Origin of the sequence: Aquimarina sp. AD10, from assembly GCF_003443715.1 — a bacterium.
Classification (GTDB): domain Bacteria; phylum Bacteroidota; class Bacteroidia; order Flavobacteriales; family Flavobacteriaceae; genus Aquimarina; species Aquimarina aggregata.
In genome coordinates, this window is record NZ_CP031965.1 from 1,440,687 (window position 1) to 1,464,155 (window position 23,469).

The 23,469-nt window shown below is 31.4% G+C and carries 20 protein-coding genes; 8 read left to right on the plus strand and 12 right to left on the minus strand.

The annotated features are described in order from the left end of the window. Positions 1 to 25 precede the first annotated feature (25 nt). The 10 genes from D1816_RS06120 to D1816_RS06165 form a co-directional block, all read right to left on the minus strand. Positions 26 to 1,195 carry a glycoside hydrolase family 88 protein gene (locus D1816_RS06120; RefSeq protein ID WP_158597766.1) on the minus strand — a complete coding sequence of 390 codons (1,170 nt, stop codon included), beginning with the start codon at positions 1,193 to 1,195 and terminating at the stop codon, positions 26 to 28. A gap of 21 nt (positions 1,196 to 1,216) precedes the next feature. Further along, positions 1,217 to 2,149: a hypothetical protein gene (locus tag D1816_RS06125; protein ID WP_118501610.1), complete on the minus strand. Its 933-nt coding sequence runs from the start codon at positions 2,147 to 2,149 to the stop codon at positions 1,217 to 1,219. A 1-nt stretch (position 2,150) separates the two neighbouring features. Next, entirely contained in the window at positions 2,151 to 3,497 is a 1,347-nt protein-coding gene (locus D1816_RS06130; RefSeq protein WP_369887284.1) for an MBOAT family protein, read from the minus strand. A gap of 117 nt (positions 3,498 to 3,614) precedes the next feature. Beyond that, complete coding sequence (locus D1816_RS06135) at positions 3,615 to 4,808, minus strand: polysaccharide pyruvyl transferase family protein (protein WP_066309092.1); 1,194 nt, start codon at positions 4,806 to 4,808, stop codon at positions 3,615 to 3,617. 35 nt (positions 4,809 to 4,843) lie between these two features. Next, a complete protein-coding gene (locus D1816_RS06140) occupies positions 4,844 to 5,851 on the minus strand; it encodes a glycosyltransferase family A protein (RefSeq protein ID WP_118501615.1) in 1,008 nt (335 codons plus the stop codon). Continuing rightward, positions 5,848 to 6,969 carry a glycosyltransferase gene (locus D1816_RS06145; RefSeq protein WP_158597767.1) on the minus strand — a complete coding sequence of 374 codons (1,122 nt, stop codon included), beginning with the start codon at positions 6,967 to 6,969 and terminating at the stop codon, positions 5,848 to 5,850. The genes D1816_RS06140 and D1816_RS06145 overlap by 4 nt, the downstream gene beginning before the upstream one ends. Before the next feature lie 23 nt (positions 6,970 to 6,992). Beyond that, complete coding sequence (locus D1816_RS06150; RefSeq protein WP_118501619.1) at positions 6,993 to 8,123, minus strand: glycosyltransferase; 1,131 nt, start codon at positions 8,121 to 8,123, stop codon at positions 6,993 to 6,995. Positions 8,124 to 8,142: 19 nt separating this feature from the next. Next, on the minus strand, positions 8,143 to 9,423 hold the full coding sequence (locus D1816_RS06155) for a nucleotide sugar dehydrogenase (RefSeq protein WP_118501621.1): 1,281 nt from the start codon (positions 9,421 to 9,423) through the stop codon (positions 8,143 to 8,145). A gap of 33 nt (positions 9,424 to 9,456) precedes the next feature. Further along, positions 9,457 to 10,455 carry an SDR family oxidoreductase gene (locus tag D1816_RS06160; protein WP_118501624.1) on the minus strand — a complete coding sequence of 333 codons (999 nt, stop codon included), beginning with the start codon at positions 10,453 to 10,455 and terminating at the stop codon, positions 9,457 to 9,459. Between the two features lie 255 nt (positions 10,456 to 10,710). After that, positions 10,711 to 12,717: a thiamine pyrophosphate-dependent enzyme gene (locus D1816_RS06165; RefSeq protein ID WP_118501626.1), complete on the minus strand. Its 2,007-nt coding sequence runs from the start codon at positions 12,715 to 12,717 to the stop codon at positions 10,711 to 10,713. A gap of 253 nt (positions 12,718 to 12,970) precedes the next feature. Between D1816_RS06165 and D1816_RS06170 the strand changes: the two genes are divergently transcribed. From D1816_RS06170 to D1816_RS06185, 4 genes are read left to right on the plus strand one after another with little or no spacing between them, the layout of a single operon-like run. Beyond that, a complete protein-coding gene (locus D1816_RS06170; RefSeq protein WP_118501628.1) occupies positions 12,971 to 13,921 on the plus strand; it encodes an isopenicillin N synthase family oxygenase in 951 nt (316 codons plus the stop codon). A 12-nt stretch (positions 13,922 to 13,933) separates the two neighbouring features. Then, entirely contained in the window at positions 13,934 to 14,263 is a 330-nt protein-coding gene (locus D1816_RS06175; RefSeq protein WP_118501630.1) for a translation initiation factor, read from the plus strand. Between the two features lie 14 nt (positions 14,264 to 14,277). Further along, positions 14,278 to 15,216: a DUF1835 domain-containing protein gene (locus D1816_RS06180; protein WP_066309075.1), complete on the plus strand. Its 939-nt coding sequence runs from the start codon at positions 14,278 to 14,280 to the stop codon at positions 15,214 to 15,216. A 1-nt stretch (position 15,217) separates the two neighbouring features. Beyond that, positions 15,218 to 16,099 carry a nucleoside phosphorylase gene (locus tag D1816_RS06185; RefSeq protein ID WP_118501632.1) on the plus strand — a complete coding sequence of 294 codons (882 nt, stop codon included), beginning with the start codon at positions 15,218 to 15,220 and terminating at the stop codon, positions 16,097 to 16,099. A 97-nt stretch (positions 16,100 to 16,196) separates the two neighbouring features. Here D1816_RS06185 and D1816_RS25590 read toward each other — a convergent pair whose 3' ends face one another. Then, positions 16,197 to 16,343: a hypothetical protein gene (locus D1816_RS25590; protein WP_157766005.1), complete on the minus strand. Its 147-nt coding sequence runs from the start codon at positions 16,341 to 16,343 to the stop codon at positions 16,197 to 16,199. A 148-nt stretch (positions 16,344 to 16,491) separates the two neighbouring features. Between D1816_RS25590 and D1816_RS06190 the strand changes: the two genes are divergently transcribed. Both D1816_RS06190 and D1816_RS06195 read left to right on the plus strand, forming a co-directional pair. Next, positions 16,492 to 17,343, plus strand: coding sequence for a substrate-binding domain-containing protein (locus D1816_RS06190; protein WP_066309070.1), 852 nt, complete (start codon positions 16,492 to 16,494; stop codon positions 17,341 to 17,343). Positions 17,344 to 17,618: 275 nt separating this feature from the next. Continuing rightward, the gene (locus D1816_RS06195) at positions 17,619 to 17,798 is read left to right on the plus strand and encodes a hypothetical protein (RefSeq protein ID WP_066309069.1); all 180 of its coding nucleotides are present in this window, start codon (positions 17,619 to 17,621) and stop codon (positions 17,796 to 17,798) included. On the opposite strand, the gene D1816_RS06200 is transcribed toward D1816_RS06195, so the two are convergent. Continuing rightward, on the minus strand, positions 17,799 to 18,464 hold the full coding sequence (locus D1816_RS06200) for a uracil-DNA glycosylase (protein ID WP_066309066.1): 666 nt from the start codon (positions 18,462 to 18,464) through the stop codon (positions 17,799 to 17,801). A gap of 88 nt (positions 18,465 to 18,552) precedes the next feature. Between D1816_RS06200 and D1816_RS06205 the strand changes: the two genes are divergently transcribed. Both D1816_RS06205 and D1816_RS06210 read left to right on the plus strand, forming a co-directional pair. Continuing rightward, the gene (locus tag D1816_RS06205) at positions 18,553 to 20,724 is read left to right on the plus strand and encodes a DNA mismatch repair protein MutS (RefSeq protein ID WP_118501634.1); all 2,172 of its coding nucleotides are present in this window, start codon (positions 18,553 to 18,555) and stop codon (positions 20,722 to 20,724) included. Positions 20,725 to 20,873: 149 nt separating this feature from the next. Then, positions 20,874 to 23,372, plus strand: coding sequence for a PIG-L family deacetylase (locus D1816_RS06210; protein ID WP_118501636.1), 2,499 nt, complete (start codon positions 20,874 to 20,876; stop codon positions 23,370 to 23,372). Positions 23,373 to 23,469 lie beyond the last annotated feature (97 nt).

Consider the following 23,469-nt stretch of genomic DNA (forward strand, 5'->3'; position numbering starts at 1 on the left):
ATATCAATTAGTTGATTAACTTTCTCTATTTTTTTGTTGTATTCTCTAATTCGGTTGTTAAACGAATTACTAGTCCTTGTACAAATGGCATTAGATCAAATGTTTCTGCATAAACCCCAATTCCTTTGGTATCTCCTTGACAAAAGTCTACAACTCCATCTCTTCTGGTAACTTTCATAAGGCTTGTAACACAATTATCCGCTGCTTTATAGTATTTCTCTTCTCCTGTTATCTTGTAAGTAGTTAGAAACAACAGCCCAGCGAGTGTTGTTATCGACGAGTCATGTCTAGTTTGAATACTTAATACAGAATGGAAGCTGCCATTTGGTTTCTGGAAATTAATTAAATCTGCTGCAGTTTTAAGAATCAATTCTTTGATATATTCTCTATCAACATGGTCTTCTGGCAATTCTGCATATGTATCTATAAGCCCAATAATAAACCAACCAGAACCTCTACCCCAACCATAAATACCCAAGGGCATATTTTTTTTAATCTCAAAAGCATGTGCTGGTAAAAAAGGTTTTTTAAGTAGTGCTTTTTCTACATAAGACTTGATTTGTAATATGGCAAGGTCAATATACTTTGGTTCATCAAAATTTTTACCATAAAAAGTAAGGAAAGGACAAATAAAACCTATCGTATCTACAAATCTAATGTCCGGAATAAAATCTCTATAAAAAACCGTTCCGTCATCACCTTTACAGTTTTCGATTAATGTAATAATTTCATCTAAAGCAGGTTTAAGTTCTATAGCATTTTCTGTAGTCTTAGTGAGTGCATAGGCTAATATTGCACCATCTACATGTTGTGGAATATTTTTCCATTTCCTTGTATTTTTATCGATTCTAGCGTCAATAAAATATTTTGTTTGTTCTTCTGCATTATCTGTTAATAAGGCTCCAAATAATACTCCTGCTTCTTGCCATGATTGGATCGTCGTGCTTCTATAACGTCCTTTGATCATATCCTTAACAACATACCGCTCATTATCGGTTAATTTAACCGTAGGCGTTTTCTTTAACCATTTAAGGTTAACTGCCTGTATATTTTTAAGCCAATTGGAGCGATCTGTCCATCTTCCTATTTTTATTCGATAAAAAACACTACGATAATACAAGAATACATCTACTCCTACTATTGTTATAAGCAATAGAGATATTAACACAAAGAAACCACAAATAATATATATCATAATCATTAATTATTCTTTAATCTATTTTCCAAATATTTCTTTTGATACTAAATCCGAAAAATAATCAGATCCAATACCACTTAAATGATGGGGGTCTTTATAATAGTTTTTATCAAGTGCTAATTCTGTATAATCATATACCAAAACTTGATGTTGTACTAATTCTTTTTTTAAGTCTTCGAATTCGTTAAGCATTTTAGTATTAACACAATTCTTGTAATTTGTTTCTAAAGGAGAGGCTATCAGATGTAGCTTAATATTTCTTTTAGAAAGCATATCTTTTATTTTAAAAAGATATGCAGTTTGTACCTTAGAGTTTTTTTCTTGTCTTCCATACTTCATACAAGCATTCTTAATAATTATATCATTCTCCTTTGCCGTGATTCTACCATACCTTTTGTAGCTACCCACAAAAGGTAGGTCATGAATACTAATTTTCCCTCGAAGATATTTAAGATTAAGTTTCATCGTTTTAAAGCTCGGAAACCCTAATTTCCAAACTAAAAAATTATAGGTATAAAACTCTGATGTTTCAAAATCTTGAGAAGGAGTGTCATCTATTTCAAAAAGCGCATAACGTGTTACAAAAGTTGTATAATTAGTATTACTAGCATCTAGAGTAATGCTATCTTGTCCAACTTGAAAATTATGATATGAAAAACCTAATAAAACGTCTTTTATATTATTCTTATTTTCTAATAAATACTTTAGTTTATAATATGTTAAGCTATAGGGTTCTGATGAATTGGCAATATTGTAAGCATTATTAAACTTGTTAGGATCTAAAGCAACTTCTAGATGAGAATCTCCTAAAATTAAAGTTTCAGTAGTACTTAAATTAATTGCTTTTTTAACAGCCTTTTTAAGGATATAGCCATTAACTAATGATATAACGATAATAAATACACCGGTATATAAAGCAAAAACTGCTATTTTTTTTAAAAACAACTTCATATTAAAACTGAAAATAAATAAATTCTGTTTGTTGATTTTCCATATACTTTGTAAATACCAGAATGATAAATAGTATATAAATCACATACCGTATTGGCAGTGCAACTTTATATTTTTTAATTAGTAAAAACGGATTTTGATCATTTTTACTTAACCACTCTAATCCAATTAAAAGTCCTATCCAGATAAACCACATATTGTATGTTGCTTCTCCCACAACACCTATTTTACCAAATGGTTTTGTAAACAAATATCCTATATACTCAAAGGCACTACCTACAGTTTCTGCTCTAAAAAACACCCAAGCTATGGTAACACTAACAAACGTATACGCCATAGAAAACATATTCTTAAAAGAGGGCAGTAACCCTGTTTGGTCATCAAGGTTATTTCTGTTTAGGTTAAACAAAAACAATGGTATATAAAGCACTGCATGAATAGCTCCCCATACAATGAAAGTCCAGTTAGCACCATGCCAAAAGCCACTTACCAGAAATATAGCAGCTATATTTCGAAGTGTAATCCATTTTCCAAATTTACTTCCGCCAAGTGGTATGTAAAGATAATCTCTAAACCATGTAGATAAAGATATATGCCATTTTCTCCAGAATTCTGCAATATCTCTCGCAAAATAAGGCATTTTAAAATTGGTCATTAAATCAAACCCAAACAACCTAGCGGTACCAATAGCAATATCCGAGTAGCCTGAAAAATCTCCATAAATCTGGAATGCAAAACATACAGCTCCTAAAATTAAAGCACTAGAAGATACATCTTGATAGTTCTCAAAAACACTATTAACAACAATAGAACAGTAGTCTGCGATTACTACTTTTTTAAACAATCCCCAAAGAATTAGTTTTAACCCTGAAATGGCTTTATCATAGTCAAATCTTCTTTTTTCATAAAACTGTGGAAGTAAGTTAGTTGCTCTCTCAATCGGACCAGCTACTAATTGTGGAAAAAAACTTACAAACGCAAAAAACATGACAGGGTCTTTACAAGGCTCTAACTTTCCTCTGTAAACATCTATCGAATAACTCATTGTCTGAAATGTATAAAAAGATATACCTACAGGCAGTATAATATCCAGAGTTAACGCATCAAATTGATATCCTATACTGTTAAATGCTTCTGAGAATGAATCTGCAAAGAAATTAAAGTATTTAAAGAATCCTAAAAAACCAAGATTGACCAATAAACTTAGGCCCAACCATCTCTTTTTTTCCTTTTGAGAAGTACTTCTAGATATTTTTAATCCACTGGTATAATCTATAAAAGAACTAAATGCTATAAGAAACAGAAATCGCCAATCCCACCAGCCATAAAAAACATAGCTAATGACCAAAAGATATATATTCTGAGATGCTATTTTTTTAACAAAAATCCCCCAATATAACGCAAAGGAAATTATCAAAAAAATGAAAAAATCTATAGAGTTAAATAACATAAATGAGCTATAACATTATTTGATAAGATCTGCTATTTCTCTTGCCGCAGGTACTACTCTACCTTTATATTCTGGCATCATTTTAATTAAATGTTCTCTAACATCATTTTCTCTTACAGCAAAAGATTTGAACTGTTTAATCAGATCGTCCTTTTCTTTTAATGACTGTACCGGAAAAACATATCCTTCTTGGGTTCCAAATAAATCATGTGCAATACCTCTAGCTTTAACAGAATATCCAACCACTAATGTAGGAACACATTGAGAGTATGCTGCAATAGATGCATGTGTTCTTGCTGTAATAAGAATGTTACATTTAGAAATCACATACTTAAGTTGCATCGAGTTTAAACTATCGTCTTCCGCAACAAAAACCAATCGACCTGAATCTTTAAATTTATCATACAGTCTTTTTAACGGAATTCTATCATCATTATGATCCCACATTACATGAGGAATAAGTGCTATTTGATGATCTGTTTCATTTATTAAATAATTGACAAGTTCAGTGTAATTTTCGAATGCAGCTCCGCCTTTAGTTTCGTATTTCGTAATTAAAGGACTCAAATTAATTCCTATGGTATTTCCTTCTTGAAAACCTTTTGGAAGATCCATTTTTTGAGTTTCTAACAAAAATGCTGGATCTGGGCAAAGTCTTGCTCCAGTTACTCCTTTATCTAATAATGCATTATAGGTAATAGTCTCTCTTGCATATACAAATTTGTATTGTTTTAAATCATTAACCATTCGCTCATCCATAGCATCAGGCTCTATTGAACAACCCCATAAAATAGTATTTGCACCGTTTTCACGAATATGATTATTCATAAAATAAATATGCTCTGGAGAACCGTAACAATAATTATCACCCCCAATAGACAATGCAAGTGTATTTGGGCCTGCATTTTTAAAAACATTTCGGTATGCTACTCTATCAAAGTAGTCTTTATCTCCTAATAGTTGTCTTTTAAATGTACCGATAATATAGTCCGAAGAAAATTTCGAGTTTAAAGGAACAAGTTCCTCCATTATTTTACATTCTTTATCAAGACCTGCACTTTCATCTTCATACTTTCTTCTTGAGAATAATATATTCTCTTTAAAAGTATTTGGCATGGCCTCTGACATTATGTTTAGGGTAGATCTTACAATAGCCTCACATCCGTGGTTACCACTCCCTCCATGTGGGTACATAATAAGCTTGTTCATAATAAGTTGTTTAATTGATCGTCTTTATTTTTTATCTATAATAATTTTGTAATAAATAAATAAGGCAAGGATAATTTATGTTTCATTAAAAAAACTATCCAGTTTGCATATTTTTTTGGTTCAATAAAAGTGTAACTTTCTACTAAAGAGGGGGAATTTAATAATTTTTTTAATTTACTTTTCTTTTCGCTAAAACTTAAAGATGAATCTCGAGGGATCGCAGCAAAGTCATTATAACCACAATCAAACATTCTTTGATGCAGTAATGCTTTAAAACGAAGACTATCCATTTGTTTTGTCTTTAAAAAAGTTAAAATTTCAGCATGTAATCTTTCTACAATTTGAAATTTATCGTCTAATCTTTTACTTGATAACGAGTTAGTATTATCTTGAATATAACACCAATATACTTCATTTGTAATAACCACCTTAGATATTAACCTTAAATATTCTAAATTGAATAATAAGTCTTCACCATATGAGAGTGAGATATCAAAGAGTATATCATTTGTAAGTAAAAGCTCTCTTTTAAATAACTTATTCACAGGTCCAAACATCAAGAACTTATCAAATAATTGAAAAAACACATCTTCATCAGGGTGCTTTAAATCAATTATATGATTTCCTGCTTCTTCATAACCTAATTCTTGTAATTCATTATTTAAAGATTTTATTCCACAGATTACAAAGTCAACATCATCTTCCTTTTTTATGCAATTATATAGTACCTCTATATATTTGGGAGTCATAAAATCATCACTATCCAAGAATTGAATAAATTCTCCTTTTGCAGCTTTAAGTCCAGTGTTTCTGGCATTAGAAACACCTCCATTAGGTATATCTATGATTTGAATCCGAGAGTCTTTTTTTGCGAAATTCTCACAGATAGATAAACTCTTATCTTTTGAACCATCATTCACTAAAATTACTTCTAAGTTGTGATATGATTGATTGCATATAGAATCTATACATCTATCCAGATATTTTTCTGAATTGTATATCGGTACAATTACACTTATTAAAGGAAGCTCCTGAGTACTCATTCCCACAAAGTTTTTATTTGATGAATAGTTTCTTCGATATCAAAATCTTTACTACGCTTTATACTTTTCTCTTTATAAAACTCGATAAGTGATTGATCGTCCAAAATTTTCTTCAATCCAGAATACAAAGCCTCTTCATTATTTTCGGTAATTAATCCATACACATTATCCCCTAGCAATTCACTCATTCCTGAACAATTGGTTGCTAGTATAGGTTTTTCTAAAATAAGAGCTTCTGTTACCACAGTACTAAAACCTTCTGAACGAGAAGAACAAATAAACATATCTGAAGCTTTAATAAAGGCATATGGGTTTGATTGAAATCCATGAAGCGTTACAATACTATCTAAATTATGTTTTTGAATATATGTTTCTAATAGCTCTCTTTGCGCTCCTTCTCCTAATATCCAAAGTTCAAATTTATACCCTTCGGTATTCAATCGGTTAACGATTCTTAATAAACGATCATATCCTTTTTGATCCTCGAGTCTTCCTACTGTGACCAATCGTAAAATTTCTTTTTCTGGAAGAGAAATTTTTTCTTTGGATTTATTTATAATCTTTTTTTGATCAACAGGATTATATCTTACCGTAAGTCTATCTGTAATATCAAATTTTCTTGAAAAAGCATCTTGAACACTTTTGGAAACGCTTACTATATGATCAAATTTCTTATAACAAATTTGTTCTTGTTTTAAATCTTTATAAGCAATATCTGTCCAATGATTGGCTTCTAAATCAATATGTACCCAAGCTATTTTTTTTGATTTAGTATTGGTAGATCCGCTAATTATTTTTGTACTGTATCCCTCTATAAAAGCTACTTCTACGTCATAAGTTCCTTTTACAAACCATTTATAAAACAAAGTAGGAGAAAAATTATGATAAGAAAACGAAATAAACTTATTAAGAATTTTAAAAAGTAGTTTATTTAAAAAATTCTTCTTAGTAAACCCTTGATAAATTGTTCTATACGTTACATCTGAAGGATAAATAGATGCATCAAAAGAATTATTCAAAACACTATACAATGTGATATCGTATTTGTCTTTATCTAATTTGCCTAATAAAGTTTGGAGTACTTTTTCTGCTCCACCTCCATAAAGGCTATTAATCATAAATACTATCTTAATTTTTGAACTCATAACAATTCTTCGATATTATTTACCATAGTTTTAATATTAAAACCTTTACTTCTTTCTTTACTTTTTATGGCATAATGAGTTCTTAATGATTCATCTTCAAGTATTTTTTTTAAATCCACATATAAACTTTGGGTATTATTTTCAGTAATGATACCATATTCATTATCATTTCCTAGTAATTCTTTCATCCCAGAACAATCTGTGGTAATAACAGGTTTTCCCAAAATCAATGCCTCTGTTACTACGGTACTAAATCCTTCTGATCGTGAAGAGCATACAAATACATCCGAATTATTAATAAATGGGTATGGATTCTTTTGAAATCCTTTTAGTTTTACAATATCTTGTAACTTATATTCTTTGATATAATCTTCTAATATTTTCCTTTCTGGTCCCTCCCCTACAATCCACAATTCAAAATCTAAACCATCAGATTTCAATTTAAAAATCACTTCTAACAAGCGATCATATCCTTTCTGCGGTACGAGACGTCCTACAGTAATTAATCTTACCTTATTATTATTTTCATCAAATAATTGTTCTTTTGCCTTGTCAATAATACTCTCTCTATCTATAGGGTTATATTTAACAATTAGTTTTTTTGTAATATTAAATTTTTCAGAGAATGCCTTCTGTACGCTCTCTGCTACACTCACAATATGATCATAACAGAGATAGGCATTTTTTTCTTCTTGTAAATTTTTATACTGTGTTTCTGTCCAATTATTAACCTGCAAATCTGTATGAATCCAGGCTATTTTTTTTGATTTTGAATTTGAAGAACCAGCAATAATTTTGGTAGCAAAACCTTCTATAAAGGCTATTTCGATATCAAATTTTTCTTTAAAACAATAGGAATAAGCAGTTTTTCGAGGTAGTTTTCTTATAAGTTTATATTTGAGACCATACCATTTTTTTTGTAATGTTGTTTTATAACTACTTTCTGGAGCCAAAACACTTTTATATGTACAAATGTTGGATAGGTAATCCTTATACACTCCTATATCGACTAAAGAACATACAGTTATATCATATTTAGATGCATCTAAATTAGCAACGAGATCTGTAAGAACTTTTTCAGCTCCTCCTCCAGAAAGACTTTCTACAAAAAATAAAACTTTTTTCATTTAATAAACAAGAGTCTATTTATAATCTTCCGTGTACCTCTTCTCCTAAAATTCCTTTTACATCATATAAAACACCATTAGGCACTAATAATTCTTGAAGGTCAATATCTAAAAATTCTTTATGTGCTACCGTTAAAACAACCGCATCGAACTTTTTATTTGGCAATTTGGTTGTGGTATCAAGATTATATTCATGGTTTACCTCTTCTGGATTCGCCCATGGATCAAAGACAGTTACATTTGTACCATAACTTTTTAGATTCTCTATAACATCTACTGCCCTAGTATTTCTAACATCTGGACAATTTTCTTTAAAAGTGATTCCTAAAACCAACACATTAGCTTCTTTAATTCTAATATCATGCTGTACCATCAATTTAATAACCTCTGAAGACACATATTGCCCCATACTATCGTTTAATCTTCTTCCTGCTAGAATTATCTCTGGATGATACCCAAATTCTTGAGCACGTTGTGCTAAATAATATGGATCTACACCTATACAATGACCTCCTACAAGGCCAGGCTTAAAAGGAAGAAAGTTCCACTTAGTCCCAGCGGCTTCAAGGACATCATTTGTGTCAATATCCATTAGATTAAAAATCTTAGCTAACTCATTAACAAATGCTATATTGATATCTCTTTGCGAATTTTCTATTACTTTGGCAGCTTCTGCTACTTTTATAGTAGGTACTAAATGGGTACCTGCCGTAATAACTGAAGCATATAATGCATCAACTTTTTTTCCTATTTCTGGTGTTGACCCCGCTGTAACCTTTAAAATTTTTTCTACAGTATGTTTTTTATCTCCTGGATTAATTCGTTCAGGAGAGTAGCCTGCATAAAAATCTTTATTGAAAGTCAAACCACTAACTTTTTCTAGGACAGGTATACATTCTTCTTCTGTTACCCCAGGATATACTGTAGATTCGTAAATTACAATATCTCCTTTTTTTAAAACCTGCCCAACAGTTTCACTAGATTTATATAATGGTGTAAGGTCTGGCCTGTTATTTTTATCTACTGGAGTAGGAACTGTAACAACAAAATAATTACAATCTTTTATATCTTCTAAGTTATTAGAACAAAACAAACCAATAGTATCATTTGCCGAAGTTTTCAAAACTTTTTTTAATACATCGTTTTCTACTTCTAATGTCGCATCTAATCCAGAATTTAATTCGTTAATTCTATTTTCATTTATATCGAATCCTACTACTGAGTATTTAGTTGCAAACAATCTTGCTAGAGGTAATCCTACATATCCTAATCCAATAATGGCAATTTTAATATCCTGCATGTAACCGTATTTATTTTATAAGAAATTTAAAGATTATTTAAGGTTTTCCCAATACCATTTTACTGCTTCTTTTAAACCTGATTTAATATCAAATTCAGGAGCATAACCAAGAAGATTTTTTGCTTTATCAACAGATGCCAATGAATGTGGCACATCTCCCTTACGTTCGGGTCCAAATTTTACATCAACATTTGCAATATCGGCATCATATTCAGACAAATATTCTTTTAACAATGTTGTTAACTCATTTAATGTAGTACGCTCTCCAAAAGCAGTATTATAAACATTGTTTAACGCCTCTGAATTATCAGAAACTATTGCTCTTAGGTTCATTTGGACAACATTGTCAATATATGTAAAATCTCTTGAAAATGATCCATCGCCATTAATCATAGGAGATTCATATTTCATAAATTGCATAACAAACTTTGGAATTACGGCTGCATATGCTCCATTTGGATCTTGTTTACGTCCAAAAACATTAAAATAACGCAGTCCTACAGTATCTAGATCATAGGTTTTTTTAAAATTATCTGCATACAACTCATTTACATATTTCGTTATGGCATAAGGTGATAATGGTTTTCCTATTTTTTCTTCTACTTTAGGCAATGCCTTAGAATCACCATAGGTCGAAGAGCTAGCAGCATATATAAAACGTTTTACTCCTTTATCTCTAGAAGCCACTAACATATTAAGAAATCCACCTACATTTACATCATTAGAAGTAATAGGGTCATTAATTGATCTTGGCACTGATCCTAATGCTGCTTGGTGTAAAACAAAATCTACATTATCACAAGCATTTAAACAATCATCCAAGTTTCTAATATCACCTTCTAAAAAGGTAAAACTAGAATTACCTTGCAGATCTGCTATGTTCTTTCTGTGACCAGTAGCAAAATTATCAAAACCTACTACAGTACTCCCAATTTCTAAAAGTGCTTCACAAAGATTAGACCCAATAAAACCGGCAGCACCGGTCACAAGTATTTTAGAAGAACTAAGTAGTTCTAGTTGTTTAGCATTCATAAATTATATTTTAACTCCCTGTTTTTAAGTCCCAAAGACTACAATAAATTATAGTCGCCGCGAAATTAAGATTTCCATGACTAACAAACAACATAAGTTAAAGGGGATTTTACCCCTAATTAGAATTCGTTTGGTTTCATAAACAAAACGTTGTGCGCAAGAACAAAGAACTGAACACAAAATACTATAAATCAGTATTTTAAATAGAAACGCGTTTTTTATTAACAATAACGTTTTCATAAATTAGAATTAGAATTAGTAAGCGACCAAATTCAATAATTCTTCTTCAAATCTGCGCTTTCCTAAATACTGTTCTTCTAGATTTTTATCAAAAGGGATCGGTGTCTCTAAACTTCCTACTCTCTTGACCGGAGCATCCAAAGAGGTGAAGCAATTTTCCATAATTAATGCAGAAATATCAGAAGCTATACCACCAAATAAAGAATCCTCTTGTAAAATTATTACTTTTCCTGTTTTATTAATTGATCCAAAAATTGCAGTTTCATCTAAAGGTTGTAATGTTCTTAAATCCAAAAGATCAACAGAGATTTGTGGATGTTTATCAAGTATTTCTAATGCCCAATGTATACCTGCACCATAACTAATGATAGTAATATCATCCCCTTTTTTAACTAAAGCAGCTTTTCCCAGAGGTAGATTGTAATATCCCTTTGGAACTTCTTGACGAATAGTCCTGTACAAAGCTTTGTGTTCAAAAAACAATACCGGGTTAGGATCTTCTATAGCAGTGGCAAGAAGCCCTTTTGCATCAACAGGAAATGCAGGATATACGATTTTAAGTCCTGGAGTTTTTGTAAACCAAGCTTCGTTAGTTTGACTATGAAACGGACCTGCGCCTACTCCTGCTCCACAAGGCATTCTGATCACTACATCTGCGGATTGCCCCCATCTATAATTAGATTTTGCTAATAAATTAACTATCGGATTAAATCCTGAAGACACAAAATCTGCAAACTGCATTTCAATTACAGCCTTACTTCCATTTATAGCCAGACCATATCCTGTAGAAACGATTCCAGACTCACAAATAGGTGTATTACGAATACGTTGTTTTCCAAATTGTTTTACAAAACCCTCGGTTATTTTAAAAACACCTCCATATTCTGCAATATCTTGCCCCATAATAACGAGGTTATCAAAACGCATCATTGACTCACCAAGACTATCTGAAATTGCATCAATTAATCTAAGTTCATGAGTCTGATTTGATGCCGGAATATTATGATACTCAAAAGGACTAAAAACATCACCCAGTTCCCTATCTAAATCAACATCAACAGTAGCTTCATTATTTGCCTGTTCCCAATTTGAATCAATTTCTTTTTTTATTTTTTCACGATATTCCTGATCATTTTTTTCTGAAAGAATATCATTATTTAAAAGGTAGTTCTTATAATTCTCAATCGGATCTTTTAACGCCCATTCGGCTATCAATTCATTAGGAACATATTTAGTACCACTAGCTTCTTCATGACCTCTCATTCTAAACGTCTTAAACTCTAGCAAAATTGGTCTGGGGTTTAATCGCATGCTTTTGCAAAGTGTATTTACTTGATCAAAGACCTCTATAATATTATTACCATCAATAATATGTGACTCGATACCGTACCCTTTACCTCGGTCTGCAAGGTTTTCACAATTGTACTGTTCTTTGGTAGGTGTCGACAACCCATAACCATTATTCTCAATACAAAATAAAACTGGCAACCCCCATACTGACGCAATATTTAGTGCTTCATGAAAATCACCTTCACTAGTACCTCCTTCTCCTGTAAATACAGCAGTAACCTTTTTATCCTCTCGTAACAAATTACCCAAGGCAATACCGCAAGCTACTCCCATTTGAGGTCCTAAATGAGATATCATCCCTATAGTTTTATATTCCTGAGTACCAAAATGAAACGAGCGATCTCTTCCTTTGGTAAATCCACTTAATTTACCTTGCCATTGTGCAAAAAGACGATAAAGAGGAATATTTCTTGTTGTGAATACACCCAAATTGCGATGCATTGGTAACACATATTCATCTTCATTTAGCGCAGAGGTAACCCCAATAGATATTGCTTCTTGCCCTATACCGCTAAACCATTTAGAAATTTTACCTTGTCTAAGCAATACCAACATTTTTTCTTCTATCAACCTAGGTTTAAGCATTTTCTGATAGAGCGATACTAGTTGATCACTGCTATATTCTTGTCTATTAAAATCTAATTGTATTTTTTCTTTTGAAATATGCTCCATAAGAGAAAGTTAGTTACGTAAATGTAATTATTTTTATTTCAGAACTTATTGCAGTATGTGATTATTATTAAGTAGTTGTTAATTTAACCTAAACAATTCTACGAATTAGTTAAATTTACTATTATTTTCGGATTATAGATTCTGAAATAGTTAATTTGATTGATAACAACTGTTGTTAAATTTTTTGAAGACAATAAAGTATTTTTACACAAAATACACTTATTTTTAGTTCTTCAATATTAAGAATAAACAAATGAATAATATACCAAGTGTTGATTTAGCTGATTTTTTGGCTAATGACCCTTCACGCAAACAGAAATTCGTAAATGAAATAGGAAAAGCCTATGAAGATATTGGTTTTGTTGCTTTAAAAAATCATTTTTTAAGTGACCAACTCGTAGATAACTTATACAATGAAGTTAAAGCTTTTTTTGCATTACCTCTTGAGACTAAAGAAAAGTATGAAATAGAAGGACTCGGTGGTCAACGAGGTTATACTTCATTCGGAAAAGAACATGCCAAAGGAAAAAAAGAAGGTGACCTTAAAGAATTTTGGCATTTTGGCCAAGAAGCTTCTGCAGATGCAAATTTAACAGAAGAATATCCTCCTAATGTTTCTGTAAATGAATTAAAAGATTTTAATGCTACTGGAATGGAAGCATATAGAATGCTTGAAAAAACAGGTATTTACGTCTTACGAGCTTTATCTTTATATATTGGTCTTGATGAACATTATTTTGATCATTGGGCGAGTAATGGTAATAGTATATTACGCCCTATTCATTACCCCCCAATAAAAGAAGAACCAAAAGGAGCCGTTCGGGCTGGTGCTCATGGAGACATCAATCTAATTACTCTTTTAATGGGTGCCTCTACAGGAGGGTTGCAAGTACAACGTAAAGATGGAGAATGGATCGATGCTATTCCGCAAGAAGATGAATTAGTTATTAACGTTGGTGATATGCTAGAGCGTCATACCAATAATAAGCTAAGATCAACAATACACAAAGTAATAAATCCACCAAAAGAACAATGGGGGCAACCTAGATATTCTATTCCTTTCTTTATGCATCCAAGAAGTGATATGAAATTAAACTGCCTTGAGGAATGTATTTCTGAAGAAAACCCTAAGCAATATGATGATATTACTGCCGGAGACTTTTTACATCAACGATTAGTAGAAATTGGGTTAATTAAAAAATAATATATAGTATAGATGGATTTAAAAGATCAATTAAAAAATCTATTCCCCGATCATAAAGAGGAAAAAGAAATTTCAAATGATGACCTACAGGATCAAATTTGGATGCAAGAAGATCCCATTATCTGTAAATACGAAAAACGCAAAGGAAAACCTATTACTATATTAGAAGGATATACTGGTGCAGATGAAGACTTTAAGAAATTAGCTAAAGAGCTAAAAACTCGACTTAGCGTTGGTGGAAGTTTTAAAAATGATAGTATAATTATTCAAGGGGATTACAGAAATCAAATCATGGATATTCTTAAAGAAAAAGGTTTTAAAGTTAAACGAGTAGGCGGATAAATACATTTTGAATTTTGGGGGCAAAAACATTACATATTACCAACGGGGATAGTCTTACGGATAGGATAAAGGAATTAAAATTAGTAAAAGGAGATTTTTTTACCTGGCGAGAAATGCTATGTGAAGGCCCTACAATAATAAAAGTAGAGACCGAAGAATCTATCAAAATAAGAGAGAAATTCCTTAAAAAATACTATAGAATAGGCTCTTCAGACTATCAAGAGAAGTTTGTTTCTCAACTGCAAAAAATAGATACACTTTCTCAATATAATGAAATTGTGTTATGGTTTGAATATGATTTGTTTTGCCACATCAATATGATAGCAGCTATCAGTCTTTTATTAAGAAAAGGAATTAACGATACTCCTGTTTATCTTGTTTGTAGTGGTCGTATTGAGCATGAAAAGAAAATGTTTGGGCTTTGTGATTTATCCGAAGCGCAATTAAGAAATCATTACAAAAACAAAATCCTATTAACTAATGATGATCTTGAACTAGCATCACATATATGGACGCTATACTGTGAATCAAAACCTCAAAAATTGGCTGGACAGATCAAAAAGCATTCTTCTTTTGAATACTTATCCATATGTTTAAGAGCGCATCTACAACGTTTCCCTAATATGCTAACAGGTCTGAATGTACTAGAACATAATATTTTAGAAATGATAGACAACTATCAAATCAAAAACATTAAGCAACTTATGGGATACACCCTAGAGTATCAAGGATATTATGGATACGGAGATATGCAAATGAAACGAGTACTTGCTAGGCTTTTTCAATTTTTGGATCAAACAAAAGATAGATTACAATTGTCTGAAAGAGGCAAACTAGCTTTAAAACAAGAGAAAAATTTTTATAATACTCAAATACTAGATTGGCATTATGGAGGCGTAAAAAAATATGATTTCCTTTATAACAATGACACTCACACCTTATTAAAACTATAATATGGCAATAGCCGAATCAGAACTTATTTTAAATGATGATGGTAGCATCTACCATCTACACCTAAAGCCTGAAAACTTAGCACACACAATAATAACTGTTGGTGATCCTGATCGAGTTGATCAGGTTACTCAATATTTTGATCAAGTAGATTTCAAAATTCAAAAAAGAGAATTTCACACACAAACAGGAATATATCGAGGAAAGAGAATAACTGTAATCTCTACAGGTATTGGTACAGATAATATCGATATTGTTTTTAATGAATTAGATGCATTAGTTAATATCGATTTTGATACTCGTGAAATAAAGAAAAAGCATACTTCACTAAATATTATTAGAATAGGAACATCCGGTACAATACTTCCTGAAATTCCTTTAGATAGTTTTATCGTATCTGAAACAGCCATTGGTTTTGACAGTCTAATGCATTTTTATGATAGCGAGCACATTCAAAAACCTGAAATATCCAAAGCACTTCAAACACATTTAAATTGGGATAAAAACAAATCAGTTCCGTACGCAATTAAATGTAGCACCACTCTTTTAAACCAAATGCATAGCGATTCTGTACAAAAAGGTATTACAGTTACTAATGTTGGTTTCTACGGACCGCAAGGAAGAGTTTTAAGGCTAGCGTTACAAGATAATTTGTTAAATCAAAAATTACGTTCTTTTGCATTCGATACTCAAAAAATAACCAATCTAGAAATGGAAACTGCCGGTATTTATGGTATGGCAAAAATGCTTGGACATAAAGCAATATCAATGAACGCAATACTAGCTAACAGGGCAACTGGCGAGTTTAGTACATCACCAAAAAATACTATTGACAAACTCATTACATATACCTTAGAGAAAATCATTTCACCTACAAAATCATAGATAAAAAAAAGGATAGAAATACATTCTATCCCTTTTCAACTCTCAACAATAATAATATCATGAATATTTAAAAACAGTTCTAATTCATTTTAGAGCCTTAACTAAATAATATTTTAAGGCTTATCAATAGATTGGTTAGCAATAACACTGCAATAAAAACAACAATTCCATTTTCTACCGGGTTACTTTTCAACTTTGCAACCTTCACGAATGTGTTTTTATTTCTTAAAAAATCCTTTTTCATAGCAATATTGTTTTATTTTGTGTTAATGCTTTTCAAATGTAATTCTCTTTGAAAGAATTATATTTCAAATATAGAAAAACATTTTACTATTATCGCCAAAAAACACAAATAATCGATAAAATACACAAAAAATTAACAAAATAACATTATGAGTACTGTAAAAATTGGTGGTGTCCCTGAGCATTTTAACCTACCATGGCATCTTACCATAGAAGAAGAAAGCTATTTAAAACATGGTATAGATCTAAATTGGATAGATTTTCCTGGAGGAACTGGGGCTATGTGTGAGGCGCTTAGAAATTCTGAAATAGATATTGCCATTATTCTAACAGAAGGAATCGTAAAAGATATTATTGCTGGTAATCCAAGTAAAATTGTACAAACTTATATTCAAAGCCCTTTAATCTGGGGTATACATGTTGGTTATAAATCAAAATTTCAAAGTATCGATGATTTGATTAATACCAAAGCGGCAATAAGCAGATATGGATCAGGCTCACATCTCATGTCATATGTAAATGCACAAAATCAAGGTTGGGAAACATCAAATCTTAAATTTGAAGTTATTAAAAATCTTGATGGAGCAATCGAGGCGTTAACTAATGAAAAAGCTGATTATTTTATGTGGGAACATTTTACTACAAAACCATTAGTAGACAACAATACTTTTAGAAGAGTTGGTGATTGCCCTACTCCATGGCCTTGTTTTGTGATTGCTGTTAGAGAAGAGATGTTAACAGAAAAAGCTAATGATATACAAGTAATTCTTGATATTATAAATACAACTACAGCCGATTTTAAAAATATACCAAGTATAGATAGAACATTATCTTATAGGTATGACCAACAGTTAGAAGATATTCAAAAATGGTTGCAATTAACTGAATGGAGTCAATCTCAAATACAAACAAAGACACTTACTAAGGTTCAGGAACAATTATTCGAATTAAAAATTATTGATAAAATAGTGCCTTCAGAGGGATTATGTTACACAATTTAAATAAAAATAGAGATTAAGGGGTAGGGTATCTTACTGTTTATGTGTTTTATAGTAAAGAATCTTTTAATAAATTAAGATGAACATTATAAATTTATATAAACAACCACACAAAATATTAAGAAATAGTTATTTCTTATGTTTAAATAGACAAAACATATTAACAAACAAAATATTTTTGTACATTTGCCCTTCCTACCCCAGTAAACTAATTATTAACGCATAAGCAACCATATTAAAATAATTGCATCTAATAATTAAACTAACAAATCCTATTTATGATCACATTTTTCTTAATACTAGCTGGTTTAGTATCTTTTAACTTTATTCTTTTAAAGTTTAGTATGCAATCTGTGGATACTAATAAGAAGAAAACAAAAGCCAAAGTACAGATTAATCATATCTCAAACCAAGAGGCTGAAAAAGCAAAGAATGCAGAAATACCTACTGCTGCTTAATTACCAATTAATATTGGTTTCACCCTTACTTTTAAGATAGTCATTCGTCTTACTAAAATGTTTGTTACCAAACCAATATCCTCTATTTGCACTTAAAGGAGAAGGATGACCACTGGTTAGTACATGATGTTTGGTCTTGTCTATTTTAATTCCTTTTTTCTTTGCAAAACCACCCCAAAGCAAGAAAACTACATTCTCTTTTTTATCAGAAATTACTCTTATCACTTCATCTGTAAATTGTTCCCAACCTCTTTTTTGGTGTGATCCAGCTTGATGAGCCTGTACCGTTAGTGTAGCATTTAACAATAAAACTCCTTGTTTGGCCCAACGTTGTAAATTTCCATTTGAAGGGAAAGGAATACCTAAATCAGTTTCTATCTCTTTAAAAATATTAATTAATGAAGGTGGCATTGCAATGTTCTCATTAACAGAAAAACATAAACCATTAGCCTGTCCTATTCCGTGATAAGGATCCTGACCAATTATAACAACCTTAGTATCATCAAAACTACAATAATCAAATGCGGCAAAAATATCTGCTCCTTTAGGATAGCATGTGTTTTTAGAATATTCTTCTTTTATAAAGTTCGCGAGCTGCTCAAAATATGGTTTTTCAAATTCACTTTTTAATTGTGTTTTCCAACCAACTTCAATATTTACATTCATATAGATATCAAAAATTATCTCAATTGTGTACTTTTGTTTCGTTCAAAATTTGAAGAAAGATAACCCAAAAATAGGGTAAATAAAAAGTATGATTCGTATTTCTAAAAAAACATTAGACGATCTTGAATTTGACACTATACTTGATCACATTGCTGACCTGTGCAACACAGATTTAGGAAAATCAAAGGCAACACTCATAACGCCGTATAGCTCTAAAGAAAAAGTATTGATTGCTTTGCAAGAGGTTTCTGAATATAAATCCTCATCTGCAAATGATGTTCGTATACCTAATCATGGATTTGATAGTATCACCAAAGAAATTCAATTATTAAATATTGAAAACACGTTTCTTGAAGCTTTTAATTTAAAAAAACTTGTTGCCATTAGTAACACTACTAATGAGTTATTAGCTTTTTTCCGAAAAAATAATGAACTATATCCCGTTCTATATAATAGTTCAAGCGCAGTGCCTTTTACAAAAGAAATTACCTCTTTAATTGATGCGGTGGTAGATAAGTTTGGAGAAGTAAAAGATAATGCCTCTTCTACTCTACTTCGGCTTAGAAAAGATATCAATATCGTTCAAGGAAAATTAAATGGCAGTTTTGGAAAAGACCTTACGCGGTATAATAATTTAGGATATCTAGATGAAATTAAAGAAAGTGTTGTAGATAATCGTAGAGTCCTAGCTGTTACTGCAATGTATCGTCGCAAGGTTAAAGGTGCGATTATGGGTAGTTCAAAAACTGGAAGTATTGTATATATAGAACCAGAGGCCACATTACAATATAGCAGAGAATTGAGTAACCTTCAGTATGAAGAACGAGAAGAAATTGTAAAAATACTCAAAGATCTTACTAATAAATTAAGACCATTCACAGAGTTATTTCAACAATATCAAGAATATTTAAGTGATATTGATTTGGTTTCGTCCAAATCAAAATATGCGAATCAATTAGATGCTGTACTTCCTAAAATAACTGAAGATAGAGAACTATCTTTTAAAGAAGCCTATCACCCATTATTATTTCTTTCAAATAAAACAAAAGGAGAAAAAACATATCCGCAAACAATAACATTAGGTCAAAACAATAGAATCATTGTGATCTCTGGACCAAACGCAGGTGGAAAAAGTATTACCCTTAAAACCATTGGACTACTGCAAGTAATGTTACAAAGTGGTATGTTAATACCTGTACATGAATATAGTAGAACCTGTTTATTTGACACTATATTAACCGATATTGGAGATAACCAATCTATAGAAAATCACTTAAGTACCTATAGTTATCGTCTCAAAAACATGAATTACTTTTTAAGAAAATGTAATAACAAAACATTGTTTCTTATAGACGAATTTGGTACCGGTAGTGATCCGGAACTGGGAGGTGCATTAGCCGAAGCTTTTTTAGAAGTTTTTTATGAACGTGAATCATTTGGAATTATCACAACGCATTATGCGAACTTAAAAATGCTCGCTAATGAATTGCCAAACATCAGTAATGCGAATATGCTTTTTGATGCAAAAACTCTAGAACCCCTTTTTAAGCTGTATCTAGGAGAAGCTGGTAGTTCTTTCACTTTTGAGGTAGCTCAAAAAAATGGAATACCATATAGTCTTATTAATAAAGCTAAGAAAAAAGTAGAACGAGGAAAGATACGATTCGACAAAAGTATTGCCAACCTTCAAAAAGAAAGATCAAAACTTCAAAAAACTACTGCTGGATTAAAAACAAAAGAACAAAAAGCAGAAGAAGAGAAAGAACGCCTGGAAAAGATTAATGATCGAATGCAAAAGAAGCTAGAAAGTTATCAGGAACTATATGACAGTAATCAACGCATGATTTATTTGGGGCAAAAACTTGATGATATTAGCGAAAAATACTTCAATAATAAAAAGAAACGTGAGTTGATTGATGAATTCATGAAAATTGTGCAAGTAGAAAATTCGAAGCGAAAAAAACAATCTTTTAAACAACGTAATGCAACAAAAGCAAAAGAAAAAAAAGTAGTTGAAGAAGTTGTAAAAAAGGTCAAAGTTATTCGAGAAAAAAAGAAGGAAGAGAAAAAGAAGGAAGAGAAAATAAAAGAAGCCAAACCAAAAGTGACTTTAAAAATTGGTGATAGAGTTCGAATGATTGATGGTAAATCTATAGGAAGTATAGATACCCTTGAAAAAGGAAAAGCTGTTGTTAATTATGGTATTTTCACCACCAATGTTGCCACAGAACAATTAGAATTTGTAGAGCGCCCAAAATAATTTATTCTACTACACCAGAGATCCTTAATATACCAACGCATATGAATTGGTAACAAAGGGCGTCTCTGTTAAAGTATCCTTAAACCATAATTCTGAGAATTTTATCTTTATATATTTGGAACATTACTTAAAAAATTGCTTCCATTATTATGCGAAAATTACTTTTTGTAGTCAGTTTTAGTCTACTAATTCCATGTGTTTCAATAGCACAACAACCCCAAAAACCAAATGCTTCAGAAATTCACCAATCTATAAAGAAATTAAACTTTTTAGGTTCTGTTTTATATGTTGCTGCTCATCCTGATGATGAAAATACAAGGCTTATCTCTTATATGGCTAACCATGTCAAAGCAAGAACAGCCTATCTATCACTTACTCGTGGAGATGGTGGTCAAAATTTAATAGGTCCAGAAATAAGAGAACTTTTAGGAGTAATAAGAACACAAGAATTATTAGCTGCTCGAAGAACTGATGGAGGTGAACAAATGTTTACGAGAGCAAATGATTTTGGATATTCAAAACATCCTGATGAAACACTTTCTATTTGGGACAAAAAAGAAGTTTTAGGCGACGTCGTTTGGGCTATTCGCAAATTTAGACCAGATGTGATCATTAATAGATTTAATCACAGGACTCCGGGTACGACACACGGTCATCATACTTCTTCGGCAATGCTTAGTGTAGAAGCATTTGATCTTGTCGGAAATTCAACAATTTATCCTGATCAGCTTAAACATGTGAATGCTTGGCAACCTACCCGTTTATTTTTTAATACCTCATGGTGGTTCTACGGAAGTAGAGAAAATTTTGAAAAAGCAGACAAAACAAACCTATTATCATTTGATACTGGGGTTTATTATCCTTCGTCTGGTCTATCAAATACCGAAATAGCATCATTAAGTAGAAGTCAACATAAATCTCAAGGTTTTGGTAGCACCGGTAGTCGCGGTAAACAAACAGAATACATTGAACTTATTAAAGGACAATTACCAAAAGATAAAACCAATATTTTTGAAGGAATAGATACTTCTTGGAATCGTATTAAAGGTGGTAAAGCTATTGGCGATATTTTATATCAAGTAGAGAAAGATTTTGATTTTAGAAATCCATCAGCTTCTATACCACAATTAGTTAAGGCTTATAATTTAATTGAACAATTAGAAGATGAGCATTGGAAAACCATTAAATCTAAAGAGATCAAATCTATTATAGCTAGTGCCTCAGGATTATATTTAGAAGCAGTTGCTACTGCTCCCAACATAACTAAAGACGGTGAGGTTACAATTAAAGTAGAAGCTATAAACAGAAGTAACTCTAATATAGTTTTAAAATCCACAAAAATTGATGCTATCAATATTAATGATACTTCTGAAAAAAACTTAACTAATAATACAAGACAAAATTTAGAGTTTAAAGGAAAAATCCCTAACTCTTTAGAATATACAAACCCATATTGGCTTAATAACAAAGGTACCTTAGGAATGTATAAGGTTGAAGATCGCAAATTAATCGGAAAACCCGAAACAGATCATAAAATCAAAGCCACATTCACGGTCGCTGTTGAAGGTGTGATTATACCATTTACTAAAGAAGTTGTTTATAAAACTAATGATCCTGTAAAAGGAGAAGTGTACAAGCCTTTTGAAATTATTCCTGTTGTTTCTGCAGGGATAAAGGATAAAGTAATCATTTATGCAAATGGACTTTCAAAAAAAATACCTATTACTATTAAAGCAGGGAAATCAAACTTAAAAGGTAAAGTTTCACTTGCTCATCCAGATGGTTGGAGTGTATCTCCTAAAACAATTGATATTAATCTAACACAAAAAGGAGAAGAAAAAACAGTAGTCTTTACGTTGACTTCTCCAGAGCAGCAAAGCGAAGGATACATATCTCCAATGGTTCAAATTGGTGATAAAACATACGCTAAAGAAGTAGTCACTATAGATTATGATCATATACCGTATCAAACAGTTATTCTACCTTCTGAAACCAAAGTAGTACGCTTAGATATCAAAAAGAAAGGTCAAAATATTGGCTATATAGAAGGTGCAGGAGATGTTGTTCCTGAAAGTTTGAAACAAATTGGATATAAAGTAACTACTATAGATCCTGAAACAATAGCTCCTGAAAGTCTTAAAACATATGATGCAATCGTAATAGGTATAAGAGCTTATAATACAATCGAGGCACTTAAGTTTAAACAACAATATCTTTTAGAATACGTAAAAAATGGCGGTAATTTAATTGTACAATACAATACAAGCCATAGATTAAAGGTAAGTGATAATCTTGGTCCATATCCTTTAAAATTATCTAGAGACCGTGTTACAGATGAGAATGCCGAGATTACTTTTTCTGCTCCAGACCATCAAGTATTAAATTCTCCAAATAAAATTACATCAAATGATTTCACAGGATGGGTTCAAGAACGAGGTTTATACTTTCCTAATGAATGGTCAAAAGAATATACAGCAATCTTAGAAGCCAACGACAAAGGAGAATCTAAAAAGAAAGGACCTCTATTAGTTGCCAAGTACGGAAAAGGATATTATGTATATACTGGATTAAGCTTCTTCAGAGAATTTCCTGCTGGAGTTCCCGGTGCTTTTCGTCTTTTTGCAAATATGCTATCTTTAGGAAAATAAAAGGAGCATTCTTATGGAAGAACCAAAAGAAAAATTAGTCTGGAAAAAACTGTATAGTGCTGTATTAATAGCTAATATAGCATACATACTTATATTC